The organism is Moraxella tetraodonis (genome assembly GCF_022359095.1).
GTDB lineage: Bacteria > Pseudomonadota > Gammaproteobacteria > Pseudomonadales > Moraxellaceae > Faucicola > Faucicola tetraodonis.
Genome location: NZ_JACSYB010000001.1, coordinates 827527 through 840760, shown reverse-complemented (window position 1 = coordinate 840760; position 13234 = coordinate 827527). Strand labels below are relative to the sequence as shown.

Below are 13234 nucleotides of genomic sequence, written 5' to 3'. Positions count from 1 at the left end.
TCAGCCAATTTTTGGCATGAATTTGTAGTCAAAAACCGCTATACTAGCGGACAATTTTTTTGCCTATTTTGTACTTTTTTTGCTTTTGTTTGGAATTTTGAATATGAATGATAAAACAGCCGCGCCGCGCCGCATTTTAACCGGTATTACTACCAGTGGTATTCCCCATCTTGGCAACTACGTCGGTGCTATTCGCCCAGCCATACAATCGGCGATACAAGGCGCCAGTACGGGAGAAAGCGACGCTTATTTTTTCTTGGCGGATTTGCATGCACTTATCAAATGCCACGACCCTGAGGCGATTCATGCCTCTACCAAGGCAATTGCCGCGACATGGCTTGCGTGTGGTCTCGACCCTGAACGCGTGGTGTTTTACCGCCAGTCGGATATTATCGAAATTCCAGAGCTAACTTGGGTGCTCAACTGTAACTGTGCTAAAGGTTTGATGAATCGTGCGCACGCCTACAAAGCCGCCGTAGATGCTAACCGTGAAACGCCAGACACTGACCCTGATTATGGCATTTCGATGGGGTTATTTAGTTATCCTGTGTTAATGGCTGCGGATATTTTGATGTTCAATGCCACCCATGTGCCTGTGGGTAAAGACCAAATCCAGCATATCGAGATGGCACGTGATATCGCAGGTACCTTTAATTTTCGCTATTGTGACCCGGAAAAACCGATTTTTGTATTGCCCGAAGCCATGGTAGATGATGACACGCCGCTACTGACGGGGCTTGATGGTCGTAAAATGTCAAAAAGCTATGGCAATACCATTCCGTTATTTGGCAACCCTTCATCAAATCAGTCGCAAGTAGACGGTGAAAAAGCGCTGCGAAAAGCCATCATGCGTATTGTTACTAATTCACAGTTACCAGAAGAACCCAAAAACCCCGATGAATCCACGATTTTTGAGATTTATCGTGCATTCGCTAGCGCGGAAGAACAACAACTACTGCGTCAACGTTTTGAGCAAGGTATCGGTTGGGGCGATGCCAAAGAAATGTTGTTTGAAAAAATTAACAGCGAAATTGCCCCTTTCCGTGCTCGTTACAATGAATTGATGGCGAATCCAAAAGAATTGGAAGAAATCCTACAAATGGGCGCAGAAAAAGCCCGCCGTGATGCGCGAAAACGCCTTGAAAAAGTACGAAAAGCCATTGGTATCAAACCCCTTGCCAAACTCAAAAAATAACGAGTCACTCATGTCATTTGCACACTTTAAAGCCTATACCGATAGGCTTTATCAAACCGATAAAGCCTTTGACGATGCGCAGCCCAACCGTCTTAACCGACATCGCCACCTTGAGCCTGATTCAGCCGAGTTTCTTGCCAGTCTGGTTATCAGTAAGCGGGCTAAAAATATATTAGAAATCGGCACATCAACAGGCTATTCTACGCTATGGCTAGGCTATGCGTTAGCCCAAATCAATCGCGCCAATACCGCGGATAGTGCCACATTGACCTCGATTGATATCGACGAGTGGCGATTACTAACTGCTCGCAATCACCTGCGTACCTTGCAGTTTGACCACAATATCACGCTACAACAAGTCGATGCGAAGGATTTTTTACGTCAGTCAACCGCCCATTTTGATGTGATTTTCTTGGACGCAGAGCGTAGGTTTTATGTTGACTATGTGGCTGACTTTAAGCGGTTACTGACCTTTGGTGATATGCTGATTGTCGATAATGTGATTTCTCATGCCGATGAAGTAGCAGCGTTTTTGTCAGCCTTTGAACAGGACAGCAACTATCTGTGCTCTACCCTATCAATTGGGGCAGGATTGTTTTTAGCCGTTAAACAATCAAAGGATTAAAAACAAAATGCTATGGGAATTATTAAAACAAATTTGGTGGTTAATTCCTCTTTTCCTTATCATTAGTTTTTTAAAATCGCCTACTTTTAAAGGTTGGTTTGGCGAAAAAATGGTTGAAAAAGCTGCTAATCGCAAGCTGCCACATGATAGCTACCATGATTTGCAAAACGTCACTTTAGCAACTGATGAAGGTTCTACGCAAATTGACCATATTTATGTGTCGCGTTTTGGTATTTTCGTGGTTGAAACTAAAAACTATAAAGGGTGGATTTATGGTAAAGTCAAAGATGCCAAATGGACGCAAAATATTTATGGCAAAAAACATCTTTTCCAAAATCCGTTACGACAAAATTATAAACATATCAAAACATTAGAGAATTTATTAGATTTACCGAATGACGTTTTTCATTCAGTTATTGTATTTACAGGTGAATGTGAATTAAAAAGTAATTTTCCAGTCAATATCTGTCGCTTGGGAAACTTCACAGATTATATTTTGTCATTTGACCAACAAAAACTCAGCGACATACAAGTTCAGCAAATCTGCCAATTATTGGCTAAAAATCGTCTTGATAATACGCTCAAAACTCGCCATCAGCATATTCAAAACCTAAAAAAACAACATCACAAATGACCAATTTAGCCATTCGAATTTTTGAGACGCCTGTTCAAAGTCTGCCCGAAGACCTTTATATTCCGCCTGAAGCCTTTGCCATTTGGCTGGAGCAGTTTGAAGGTCCGCTGGATTTTTTGTTGTACTTGGTCAAAAAAAATAACTTTGATATCACCACCACAGCGATTTTGCCGATTACCGAGCAGTACCTGACTTATATTGAGGAATTGGATGACAATCATTTTGAGTTGGCAGGCGATTATTTGCTGATGGCAAGTACCTTGATTGCTATCAAAAGCGAATTGTTACTACCAAGCCCGCAACGGCCAGAGGATGAAAAAAACCCCACCAAGCAGCTGATTGACAGACTTGAACAATACGCCCAAATCAAACACGCCAGTCAGCGTATCGATGCATTAATGCGGCTTGAGCGCGATGTATTTTTGGCATACGCCAGTTTGCCAAGCCCTGATATACTAGCCAAAGAGATTGCACCCTATCCTGCCACCATGCTTGCCGACAGTTTAATCAAAATGCAGCTAAAACCCGATTACCAAATGCACCATGTCAAAGCCGATATCGTGCCATTAGCAGAGCGTATGGCAAGTATTAGCCGTATGTTGACAAGTCGTGGTCAAGGCACTTTCCACGACATATTAGATAAATCACAAGGCAAACTGGGTGTGGTGGTGAGTTTTGTCGCCATTTTAGAATTAGCAAAACAACGGATGCTAAAGTTTGTCGCACAACAAAATGACGAATCTTCCGATGTAAGCGAACTAACCTTGATATGGGCATCGTCATGACCGATTTTAACCAACAACATCAGCTTGCCCAGCAGCATAGCAAATCTATCGAAGCGATTTTACATGCCTCAGAAACCCCGATTACTGCCAAACAGCTATGTCACTGGCTATCGATTAATCCAAACCAACTGAGCATGGCGCTCACGGTCTTGCAGCAGCGTCTATCACAAGGCGCGTTAACCTTAGCGGATACCGCGAGCGGCTACCGATTACAAATCGCCAATGACTTTAGCCCGCTTATTCAGCAAGTTTTTCCCCAGCGTCAAGAAACCTTAAGCCAAGCGTTATTAGAGACGTTAAGTGTGATTGCTTATAAACAACCGGTGACGCGTGGCGATATTGAACAAATTCGTGGCGTGACTGTATCGAGCAATATTTTACGGCAACTATTTGATAAAGGCTGGATTATTGAGCAAGGATTTCGCGATACGCTGGGACGTCCTGCACTACTGCATACTACCCCAGCGTTTTTAGCCGCCTTTGGGCTTGAAAGTTTGCAAGATTTACCAAAGCTAGCTGATGTGCAACAGCTTGAGCTATAAAAAAGCTACCGACTGGGCAGCTTTTTAAAGAACCTGTTTAAAGACCCTGCATCAAGAATGTATTAAGGCAAGCGGCGAGCAGGGACGCCCCACTGGTTGACATTTGGCTTGGTATCTGTGCAATACCACACCAGCAGCACAATTCCGCCAATGATGGGGATAAAGGCAATCAGCATCCACCAACCTGATTTATTAACATCATGTAAACGGCGAACAGCTACTGCGATATTGGGAATCACCAACGCCAAAGCAATAAGCCCCGCCACAATGCCATCGGTGCCAATCATATAATCAATGATTGCCCCACCCAGATACAACATGAGCCACGCCAAATAAAAATACCAATATTCTTTACGTCTAGCGCGCCCTTTAAAATTGGCATAATTGCTGAGACTTTTTTTGACCCAATCAAAAAAACCATAATTTTCTTCAATTGCCCATGCTGGATTGACAGTATTCATGCCCGCTGTGTGAGTAACTTGACCATAGTTGGCAGTTGTAGGGTTGTCTGTATAGCCGTGAGGGATGGGCGCAATTGTGCTATCTATCGGTTTGTTCAGATTAATAGCATTGCCTGTGGCAAGACCGACAACTGCCACTGCATTACCCTGCGCATCGACACTAAATTCTACTTGTTGTCCTGCCATCGGTGCCGTGGCTTGTTGCCATTGTTGACTAGTAAATGGGTAATTTTTGCCGTCCTCCGCCATGATGATACCTTGGCCATGTTGCGGCGAGAAATTGGCTATTTGCCCTTTCATTGTTATTATTCCTTATAGTTGTATTAATTTACTTATGTCGATGATTATAACCTAAAATAATTTTTACAATGTGACATTATTTATGTTAACTTTTTGGCTAAAATACTGGTTAAAATTTAGCCACATGACTTTATACTAGCATTCAACCATCGCTTGTCCTACAATAGGCACAAGCATGAAGTTTCATGCTAGCACAACATTGTGAAATGTTGCTACCTATTAAAGGATTATTGAATGAAAGACGAAAAACTGCAAAAAGCGCTCGCCCGTCTAGGCTTAGGTTCGCGCCGCCAAATGGAAGATGTGATTCGCGAAGGTCGCGTCAGTGTTAACGGGACTGTCGCTACCATTGGTGACCGTGTCGGACAGGGCGATGAAATCCGAGTCGATGGACGTTTGCTACGCTATACCGCAGAAAACGAAAAACGCCGCCGTATATTGATGTATTACAAGCCAGAAGGCGAAATTTGCTCAGCCCATGACCCAGAAGGTCGTCCTACGGTGTTTGAGCGCCTGCCACCACTGAACCATGACCGCTGGGTAATGGTGGGTCGGTTGGACATCAACTCAACAGGTTTATTGCTATTTACCAATGATGGTGAACTGGCTCACCGTCTGATGCACCCATCAAATGAAATAGAGCGCGAATATGCGGTGCGTGTGATGGGCGAAGTCACCCCTGAGATTATCTTAAATCTCAAACGAGGCGTCATGCTAGAAGATGGTATGGCACAGTTTGATGACATCGTTGAAAAAGGCGGTGAAGGTATCAACAAATGGTACCAAGTCAAACTCAAAGAAGGTCGCAATCGTGAAGTACGCCGCTTATTTGAATCGCAAGGCTTAAAAGTAAGCCGATTACTACGTATCCGTTACGGCTCTGTCAGTCTCCCAAGGGAGCTTCGTACCGGTCGCTATCTTGAGCTAGATCGCCGTGAGATTGACACCTTAGCAGGACTTGTCAACATTCGCCCGCGCCAAGGCACAGGGCTTTACGGCATTGCCAAACGCCGCCAAGAACGCTTTGAGAAAAAACCGCTAAAAGCGCGCCGTGGGGGTCATCACTTACGCCGCGATAAAGAAAAAAGAAGCAGCTAACCGCTATAAAACTCACAAAAAAGAAAGTTATAAAAAAAGCGTATCAAATTGATACGCTTTTTTCATTTTAATATACCAATGTTAATCTACCATCAACTACGTGCGATTTTTGACATAGCGGTAAGTTGACGCAAATTGCTGGCTGACTTCATTAAACATCTCATTGAGCAATTCATCTAATTGCAGATTGACCCGAGCCAATACCTCAATGAGCATATCGCCTGCGGTCATATCCCCCTGAATTTTTTGATTGAGCTGACTGGGATGATATTTGGCAATTTGGTCATACTGGTGTACTGCTTCAGGAATCGTCTGCTCAATCAAGCGATTGACCACAAACTTATTTTCAGTCAACCATTGGGTTTGCAGGTGGTCTGGTTGGTTGACTGACTGACTTTGGTCAAGTTGCCACTCCTGATAACGAATGAGTTTGTCATGGATTGTATCAAGCAGCATCACGGCAGCTGTTGGCATACGTTCAATTGACGCGCCATCAATACCTAAAATCGAAGATGAAGATAATCGCAGTTGTTGATTTTTTGCTTTAAACCATTTTTTATTGCTTGCATTTTTGCTAGCACGTGGCATTAAGTTAAAACGGCTATCACTACCGAAGGTATTGGGAATTGGCATGTTTGATTGGTACGCCAAGCGCATGGTTTTTGGTTTTGCCAGTGATGCTGTGGGCGGCACAGAATATTGAGACATACCGACCTCAATACCTGCCATGTCATGTAGTTTATACCAAGCCAGCCTTATCCATCGATACACCAAAAAGCTTATCAATACAGTCAACAATATACCGAGCAAAATATTCATCTATACGCCCTAACAGCTTGTCTATCAATAACAGCCTGCCTATAAAAAGCAAATATAGCATTACTATGATTGCGACTGTTTAAAAATTCAAGCATGTTAGTGTTGGCTAAGCCTAAAAATTCATCGGTCAAAAAAAAGTATTGCGCAGAACTTTTAGCGATTACTTTTAGATATTAACTGTTACCCTAAATCGTGATGTTTAGTTTACATGGTATGCCAATAGCGAAGTTTATTGATTTCAAATAAGAATGCCACAAACATGCCGAGATAATACGCCAGTTTAAGCTCAAAACTGTCATCTCGTAACTTAAAAGGTAATGCGCAAAGGGTGACGGCAAGCGGAATCCACAATAGCATAAACACCCAATTTTCGATGACATTGAGCCAGCCTTGCATTCCCTTGCTACTGCGTAAAGCCGCCAACCCTAACAGCAAGCAAGCAACTATCAGTGTGTTGATTAAACCTTTTGGAAGATTACTGGGATAAATCGATAATTCTTGTTTAGTATAATGTGGCAATGCCATTCAATAAATTCCTAAATAATTGCTGTGTATTAGTGTTATGTGTAGCATCAATGTCTAGCGTCAATTTTTAGCGTTAATGTCTTGGAGTGCCGACTCGCCGAACAAACTTCTACGAATATGCCGCCATCATCCATAGCATCGCCACACAGCTAAATAACAAACCCAAGGTTAACGCATTGCGATTTTGAATCGGTGCACGCCCTGAGTAGCGATTTAACACCTTTGAGCCCACGACAAAAGTCAGTGGAATACCGAGCCAAAAAATCGCAATGGTACTCACCAGTGAGGGCAGCATTGATGATAAACTATCGCCAAACATCAACCTAAACCCAAAACCTGCCAACCCTAGCAACACCGCAAATATTGCCAGTCCAATTGTCAGCCCTTTGGGTACTAAAGACGGGGATTGAACGTCCATACCAATTTCCTTGTGTATCATGGCTTGTGTAGCATTTACGCTGGCAAGCGACCGACCAAAGCCAGTTCGGCACGCATCGCATCAATCGCTTGGCGATAATCAGGTTGATTAAATATCGCTGAACCTGCGACAAACATATCAGCCCCTGCTTCGGCAACCGCACGAATATTACTGGCTTTGATACCGCCATCGACTTCAAGGCGAATATTGCGACCCGATAGCCTAATCATTTCGCGCACCGCTTCTATTTTTTTGAGAGTACCATCAATAAATGCTTGCCCACCAAACCCTGGGTTAACACTCATCAATAAAATCTGGTCAACTTTATCCATCACATAGTCTAGATAGTGTAGCGGCGTGGCGGGATTGAGCACCAATCCACAGTCAGCGCCCCCATCTTTGATGAGTTGTAAAGAGCGATCGACATGTTGCGTGGCTTCTGGATGAAAGGTAATGATGCTAGCGCCCGCTTTTAAGAACTGCTCAATCATACTATCAACCGGTGATACCATCAAATGCACATCTATCGGCGCAGTTACCCCATAATCACGCAGCGCCTGACAAATCATGCTACCAAAGGTCAAATTTGGGACATAATGATTGTCCATCACGTCAAAATGCACCACATCCGCACCCGCGGCGATTACCTTCTCGACCTCCTCGCCCAGACGGGCGAAATCTGCCGACAAAATCGAAGGAGCAATCAGAAATTGGCTATCATTGTTGGGATGGGCAAATTTATTAGGGGCTTGTTTAGGTGAGTCTTCAAGAAGTTCAGACTGGTTCATCATCATTGTCCGTCAGCTTTGATTAAAAGTTGCGGATATTTTAGCAAAGATTATTTTAAAAAACTTCGACTATTTGGTGACTATTACTTGGTGGCTATTATTTGGTGGCTAATATTTGGTGACTAGGACTATTGACAGCGACTATTTGCTGCCCGTGAAAATAAATACCGCCACAAGCCTTGCAGCATTTGTATTTAAGTAGTCAAAACAAGGTAGCTAGACTATGCTAAATTAGGCTAGATTATGATTGATAAGTACCAAAAAAGATAAAACCCAAGTCTTAGGGCAATAGACTTGGGTTTTAGGGCACTTCATGTCAACTATGTTATTATTATTGGCTTTCCATGATATTACTCATCCTGAGTGTCTCAACACTACCATTCCTTGGTATCATCCTTGTGTTGATGAGTTCATTGTAGTTTGTTGCACGGTTGGTTACTAGCCGCAAAAGGCGGAATCTGTTGTAAGCAAATGCTTACATGCAGCTTTAGCTTGCCCGCTGCTAGCTTTCTAATGCGCCTTTCAATAATTTGCTAGCATCACTAGCGCTATCAGTCTGAGCTTCCGATAGCTTTTCGCCTTCTTTAATCCCTTCTTTGATGGTTTCTTTTGCCTCTTGGTGATCGGCGATGCTTGGCAAAGGTTCAGGCTGCTCATCCATGACTTCAGGTTCATATTGTAAAGTAGTCAGCACGGGGAAATGGTCAGAGCCAATGTTCGGCATACGCGCCATCGATACCAGCGTGAAGTGATTGCTGTGAAAAACATGGTCAAGCGCCCAGCGCAAAAATGGGTAACTGGCGTGAAAGGTATTGATGAATTTTCGCCCAATGCGAGGGTCTAGTAGCCCTGAGATACGCTGGAACATGCGTGTGGTATGCGACCACGCCACATCATTGAGATCCCCTGCAACAATCACCGTCAAATCGTTGGCGTTTATATGTTTGCCTACCATTAACAGCTCAGCATCCCGTGTCACCGATTTATCCGCTTCGGTTGGACTCGGTGGCATGGGATGCAAGCAGTATAGCCAAATAACCTTTCCTATGGCTAGGCGAACTTGGGTATGAATTGACGGGATATCATCAACCACCAGATATTTTACTTGGGGATTGATAAGCTCAAGCTTTGAGTACAAATGCATACCATATAAGTTATCGAGTGGTACTTTGACGTTAAATGGATAGTCAGCCTCAATGGGGCTTAAAGCGTCTTGCCACACTTGGTCAGTTTCAAGTGTCAATACAATATCGGGTTGATGGGTATGGATAAGGTCAATCAAAGCTTGTTTATTTGGATTGGTCGTCAACACATTGGCAACCAATAATTTCACTTGATAATCGCGTGATTTTGGCTTTGCCGTTTGCACTTGTTTCTTCCACAAAAACGTATAAGGCAACACCATGTACGCTTGCATAGCCAGCGCAATAACCAGCAGTAAAATTAATCCCATCTGCCAACGACTGTCAAAAGCGCCCAGCCAAAGTAAGCCAATGAGCGCCACCACCCCCAAAAAAATCAATTGATTTCTGGGAAAATCGGCAACCCTAAACCACCATTCAAACCTAGGGATGGTTGCCCAAAAAGTTGCAAAAACCACAAAACCTGCTAGCAACTGTAACAACAGCGTCATTGTCTATCCTTTCATGTTATATTGCGGTTTACGTTGGTCAATATTAGCTTGTTATCATTATCTTGTGATCATCAGTATGGCGATATAGTAGCCGCAAAAATAATGCTGATAAATTGCAGTTGTGTTGCCAAACGCTATTTTTCACCCTGACATCGCTATCAGCCTACCATCTATAGCTAAATAGATGCCCCATGTAAAAAAAAATTCACTTGCAAAACCTTACAAATACAGGCAAGGTAACAGGTTACTAATTGAAAAATCAATGTGAATTTTCTGCACTATTTATTTTATTTTGTTTACAGTAAGGAAGGGTTATCATGAGTCAGCTACGCGTAGGTTTGGTCGGATGGCGTGGAATGGTCGGTTCGGTATTAATGCAACGTATGATAGATGAAAACGACTTTGAAGGGATTACCCCCGTGTTTTTCTCTACCAGTAATGCCGGTGGCGATGCCCCTACCCCAAATGGCATTGCCCCTAGCAAGCTTGAAGATGCGCATGACTTAGCGGCTTTAGCGGCTTGTGATGTCATTATTACTTGTCAAGGCGGTGACTATACTAAAGAAGTCCATCAACCGCTACGTGATAAAGGTTGGACAGGTTACTGGATTGATGCAGCAAGCACCCTACGTATGACTGACAATAGCATCATCGTTCTAGACCCAGTCAACCGCAATGTCATTGATGACGCTATCAAAAATGGTCAAAAAGACTTTATCGGTGGTAACTGTACGGTATCTTTGATGTTGATGGCGATTGGCGAGTTGTTCAAACGCGATTGGGTTGAATGGGTATCTGCGATGACTTACCAAGCGGCAAGTGGTGCGGGCGCCAACAACATGCGTGAGCTTATCAAAGGCATGGGCTACATCCATGATGGCGTTGCAGACGAACTTAATAACCCGGCAGGCGCAATTTTAGAAATTGACCGTAAAGTAGCCGAATTACAACGTAACAGTGACTTCCCAAAACAATACTTTGGTGCGCCGCTTGCTGGTAGCTTAATTCCTTACATTGATGTACAACTAGAAAACGGTCAATCAAAAGAAGAGTGGAAAGGCTGTGTTGAAACCAACAAAATCTTAGGCAATGATGCAGACAAAAATAATGCTAACATTGTGCCGATTGATGGTATCTGCGTGCGTATCGGTGCCATGCGTTGTCACTCACAAGGCTTGACCATCAAACTAAAAAAAGACATCCCTCTAGAAGAAATTGAAGCTGCACTTCGTAACAGTGGTAATGAGTGGCTAGATGTGGTAGAAAATGACAAAGCAGCAAGCGTTGAGCGTTTAACCCCAGTCGCGGTCACGGGCACCCTTAAAGTTGCCGTAGGTCGTCTTCGTAAGATGAATCTAGGTGGCGAATATTTATCCGCCTTTACCGTAGGCGATCAGTTGTTATGGGGCGCGGCAGAGCCACTACGCCGCACACTTGCGATTATCCGCAATCAATTATAAACCCAAGGTTTTATAAAAAACACGCTGACTAGGGCGTGTTTTTTTATGCCTGAGTAGATAAACCTGATAGTGTTAATCCCTTATTTACCCCTAAAAAACGCCATGACCAGTAAACAGGGATTGCCATTATCAGGGTATTGTCAGGGTATTGATAGTACAGCGTCATTATCCAAGCATCAATCCGCGCGTAAATTGCTATCAACAGCGGGCTTTATCCCAAGCTTTGTGCCAATAATAAGCGAGTCAGACTATTGAGAGTTTTGGACAAAAAGTGTAAAGTTGAGCAGATAATTTGACTGAAACTTTTGTCAAGTTGTTGGATTATCGATTAATTTGATGTTTGAATATTGCCTGTCGGTATATTGACTACCATGCGACCACACAAGTAGGCATTTTTTAACACCCCTAACTAGGCTATGATACCTTCAGCAAGGATTTTTTATGTCTTGGCAAAAATACTCTGTACACTTGGTATTGGGTTTTCCCTTATCGCTTCCCATTGTCGCTTATGCCGTCAATATTGGCGATACTTATGTACAAACCCAACAAAATCAGCCACTAAACGCCAGTATTAATGTCAGTGATGTCAATCCAAGAACTTTTTCTGTCACAGTCGCCCAAGCTGATGTGTATCGCCAGCTAGGCTTATCAAAAGATGCCGATATTCAAATCAAATTTGTCCCAACCAGTAGCAATGGCGGTCAAATTATATTGACCACCAACCGTGCGATTAATGCCCCATTTACCGATGTGGTGCTCAATATCACGGAAAATGGCGTGACCAAAACGCTGCCAAAGACCTTGTTGATGCCCATCGACAGCGCACAAAAAATCACCACGCAAGCCAATACCACGGCTTTGCAATCACCTGCGCAAAACATCGTCATAGGTTCGGCCAATCCTGTGCAGTTGCCTGTTATGTCGCCCGACCCTATGCCCATGCAGCCGATAACGTTGCCATCAACCACCATCAATCAGCTGCCTAATTTACCTACGACTGGTATGCCCGCTGGCGCCGCCCCAGTGACGCAAGCTAGCGAAAACAGTGACTACCTGCGTATTCAAGAGACGCGAACGGTTCGATCTGTTCAGCCAAATGGCACTGTCTATACGCAAGCCGTGCCACAAACGCAAAACCCCATCCAAACAAACGCGGCAGATAATCAATTGCCAAGGCCAGCAGCTAGTTATGGCAATCAACCTTCAGACAAATCCAAATCCAAATTTAAGTATAGCGCCAAAAACCCGCAACTCATTGGCGAGACAACCACTTATACACTACAGCGCAATGACAACCTTTGGACCATCGCCAGTAACATCGCAGCGGCAAACCGCAAAGATGTCGATCAAGTGATGGCAGATATCATGGCAGCCAACCCGGCCGCGTTCCCCGATAATGACCCAAGCAAACTTGTCGCCAATACCCAATTACAAATCCCAAAATACAAAGTAGTCCCTTCACAAATTGGGATAAAATCGGCCAATAAAGCGCGACAACAATATCGTCAAAACAAAAAACGTGTCGCAAGCAAAAAATCTGCTGCTAAGCAACCAGCCACCCTAAAAACGAAAAAAAAGACACTTAAAGCACAAAAAACACCGCGGCCATACGCAGCGACTAAAAAATCTGAAATGACCATCATCGCACCTAATCATAGCAATGGTTCAGTGCAGGGTCAAAGTACCAACAACAACAAATTAGGCAAAGCGATGTCATCCCAAGTAGCGGCTCAAGTGCAGCAAAAACGCCAAGCCACCGCCCAGCAAGCCACTAAAGTTAACAAACTCAATCAAGACTTAGTAGGCGCGGAAAATCGCTTGAAAATACAAAACACCAAGCTTGCCCAATTAGAAAAACGCTTAAAAGAGTTAAACAAAAAATAATATAGCGCATGGATGATATTGCCTGCGTGCTGTGTCATTTCATAACGTACAACAAATTTGTGGTGAT

15 protein-coding genes are annotated in these 13234 nt (G+C 43.6%); 9 read left to right on the top strand and 6 right to left on the bottom strand.

Annotated elements, in window-relative coordinates:
- The first annotated feature begins 103 nt into the window (after window positions 1-103).
- Genes trpS through scpB form a run of 5 tightly spaced genes read left to right on the top strand, consistent with a single transcriptional unit; the run spans window position 104 to window position 3781 of the window.
- Window positions 104-1195: a tryptophan--tRNA ligase gene (gene trpS, locus H9W84_RS03765; protein WP_239741762.1), complete on the top strand. Its 1092-nt coding sequence runs from the start codon at window positions 104-106 to the stop codon at window positions 1193-1195.
- Window positions 1196-1205: 10 nt separating this feature from the next.
- Window positions 1206-1820, top strand: coding sequence for an O-methyltransferase (locus H9W84_RS03760; RefSeq protein WP_239741760.1), 615 nt, complete (start codon window positions 1206-1208; stop codon window positions 1818-1820).
- Between the two features lie 7 nt (window positions 1821-1827).
- The gene (locus H9W84_RS03755) at window positions 1828-2454 is read left to right on the top strand and encodes a nuclease-related domain-containing protein (protein ID WP_275579716.1); all 627 of its coding nucleotides are present in this window, start codon (window positions 1828-1830) and stop codon (window positions 2452-2454) included.
- Complete coding sequence (locus tag H9W84_RS03750) at window positions 2451-3239, top strand: segregation and condensation protein A (protein ID WP_239741756.1); 789 nt, start codon at window positions 2451-2453, stop codon at window positions 3237-3239. Before H9W84_RS03755 ends, H9W84_RS03750 begins: the two co-directional genes overlap by 4 nt.
- Window positions 3236-3781, top strand: coding sequence for an SMC-Scp complex subunit ScpB (gene scpB / locus H9W84_RS03745; protein ID WP_060994756.1), 546 nt, complete (start codon window positions 3236-3238; stop codon window positions 3779-3781). The genes H9W84_RS03750 and scpB overlap by 4 nt, the downstream gene beginning before the upstream one ends.
- A gap of 62 nt (window positions 3782-3843) precedes the next feature.
- Here scpB and H9W84_RS03740 read toward each other — a convergent pair whose 3' ends face one another.
- Complete coding sequence (locus H9W84_RS03740; RefSeq protein ID WP_239741754.1) at window positions 3844-4542, bottom strand: DUF805 domain-containing protein; 699 nt, start codon at window positions 4540-4542, stop codon at window positions 3844-3846.
- A 234-nt stretch (window positions 4543-4776) separates the two neighbouring features.
- Between H9W84_RS03740 and rluB the strand changes: the two genes are divergently transcribed.
- Window positions 4777-5640: a 23S rRNA pseudouridine(2605) synthase RluB gene (gene rluB, locus H9W84_RS03735; protein WP_036591148.1), complete on the top strand. Its 864-nt coding sequence runs from the start codon at window positions 4777-4779 to the stop codon at window positions 5638-5640.
- A gap of 96 nt (window positions 5641-5736) precedes the next feature.
- On the opposite strand, the gene H9W84_RS03730 is transcribed toward rluB, so the two are convergent.
- The 5 genes from H9W84_RS03730 to H9W84_RS03710 all read right to left on the bottom strand — a co-directional run bounded on the left by H9W84_RS03730 (window position 5737) and on the right by H9W84_RS03710 (window position 9823).
- Entirely contained in the window at window positions 5737-6459 is a 723-nt protein-coding gene (locus tag H9W84_RS03730) for a hypothetical protein (RefSeq protein WP_239741752.1), read from the bottom strand.
- 204 nt (window positions 6460-6663) lie between these two features.
- Window positions 6664-6984 carry a hypothetical protein gene (locus H9W84_RS03725; RefSeq protein ID WP_007115494.1) on the bottom strand — a complete coding sequence of 107 codons (321 nt, stop codon included), beginning with the start codon at window positions 6982-6984 and terminating at the stop codon, window positions 6664-6666.
- Window positions 6985-7093: 109 nt separating this feature from the next.
- The gene (locus H9W84_RS03720; RefSeq protein ID WP_239741750.1) at window positions 7094-7402 is read right to left on the bottom strand and encodes a hypothetical protein; all 309 of its coding nucleotides are present in this window, start codon (window positions 7400-7402) and stop codon (window positions 7094-7096) included.
- Window positions 7403-7437: 35 nt separating this feature from the next.
- The gene (gene rpe / locus H9W84_RS03715) at window positions 7438-8196 is read right to left on the bottom strand and encodes a ribulose-phosphate 3-epimerase (protein WP_420846643.1); all 759 of its coding nucleotides are present in this window, start codon (window positions 8194-8196) and stop codon (window positions 7438-7440) included.
- 496 nt (window positions 8197-8692) lie between these two features.
- Window positions 8693-9823 (bottom strand): endonuclease/exonuclease/phosphatase family protein, encoded by a 1131-nt coding sequence (locus H9W84_RS03710; RefSeq protein ID WP_239741748.1) that lies wholly within the window; start codon window positions 9821-9823, stop codon window positions 8693-8695.
- Between the two features lie 317 nt (window positions 9824-10140).
- Here H9W84_RS03710 and asd point away from each other — a divergent pair, with 317 nt between their 5' ends.
- The 3 genes from asd to H9W84_RS03695 all read left to right on the top strand — a co-directional run bounded on the left by asd (window position 10141) and on the right by H9W84_RS03695 (window position 13167).
- Window positions 10141-11283, top strand: coding sequence for an aspartate-semialdehyde dehydrogenase (gene asd / locus H9W84_RS03705; RefSeq protein ID WP_239741746.1), 1143 nt, complete (start codon window positions 10141-10143; stop codon window positions 11281-11283).
- A 102-nt stretch (window positions 11284-11385) separates the two neighbouring features.
- Window positions 11386-11538, top strand: a complete 153-nt coding sequence (locus H9W84_RS03700) for a hypothetical protein (protein ID WP_239741744.1) — start codon at window positions 11386-11388, stop codon at window positions 11536-11538.
- A 186-nt stretch (window positions 11539-11724) separates the two neighbouring features.
- Entirely contained in the window at window positions 11725-13167 is a 1443-nt protein-coding gene (locus H9W84_RS03695) for a type IV pilus assembly protein FimV (RefSeq protein WP_239741743.1), read from the top strand.
- Window positions 13168-13234: the final 67 nt, after the last annotated feature.

What these genes read in the sequence shown, in the direction of transcription:
- trpS (WP_239741762.1), top strand. Translation starts at nt 104, where the DNA reads ATGAATGATAAAACAGCCGCGCCGCGCCGCATTTTAACCGGTATTACT.
- H9W84_RS03760 (WP_239741760.1), top strand. Translation starts at nt 1,206, where the DNA reads ATGTCATTTGCACACTTTAAAGCCTATACCGATAGGCTTTATCAAACC.
- H9W84_RS03755 (WP_275579716.1), top strand. Translation starts at nt 1,828, where the DNA reads ATGCTATGGGAATTATTAAAACAAATTTGGTGGTTAATTCCTCTTTTC.
- H9W84_RS03750 (WP_239741756.1), top strand. Translation starts at nt 2,451, where the DNA reads ATGACCAATTTAGCCATTCGAATTTTTGAGACGCCTGTTCAAAGTCTG.
- scpB (WP_060994756.1), top strand. Translation starts at nt 3,236, where the DNA reads ATGACCGATTTTAACCAACAACATCAGCTTGCCCAGCAGCATAGCAAA.
- H9W84_RS03740 (WP_239741754.1), bottom strand. Translation starts at nt 4,542, where the DNA reads ATGAAAGGGCAAATAGCCAATTTCTCGCCGCAACATGGCCAAGGTATC.
- rluB (WP_036591148.1), top strand. Translation starts at nt 4,777, where the DNA reads ATGAAAGACGAAAAACTGCAAAAAGCGCTCGCCCGTCTAGGCTTAGGT.
- H9W84_RS03730 (WP_239741752.1), bottom strand. Translation starts at nt 6,459, where the DNA reads ATGAATATTTTGCTCGGTATATTGTTGACTGTATTGATAAGCTTTTTG.
- H9W84_RS03725 (WP_007115494.1), bottom strand. Translation starts at nt 6,984, where the DNA reads ATGGCATTGCCACATTATACTAAACAAGAATTATCGATTTATCCCAGT.
- H9W84_RS03720 (WP_239741750.1), bottom strand. Translation starts at nt 7,402, where the DNA reads ATGGACGTTCAATCCCCGTCTTTAGTACCCAAAGGGCTGACAATTGGA.
- rpe (WP_420846643.1), bottom strand. Translation starts at nt 8,196, where the DNA reads ATGATGATGAACCAGTCTGAACTTCTTGAAGACTCACCTAAACAAGCC.
- H9W84_RS03710 (WP_239741748.1), bottom strand. Translation starts at nt 9,823, where the DNA reads ATGACGCTGTTGTTACAGTTGCTAGCAGGTTTTGTGGTTTTTGCAACT.
- asd (WP_239741746.1), top strand. Translation starts at nt 10,141, where the DNA reads ATGAGTCAGCTACGCGTAGGTTTGGTCGGATGGCGTGGAATGGTCGGT.
- H9W84_RS03700 (WP_239741744.1), top strand. Translation starts at nt 11,386, where the DNA reads ATGACCAGTAAACAGGGATTGCCATTATCAGGGTATTGTCAGGGTATT.
- H9W84_RS03695 (WP_239741743.1), top strand. Translation starts at nt 11,725, where the DNA reads ATGTCTTGGCAAAAATACTCTGTACACTTGGTATTGGGTTTTCCCTTA.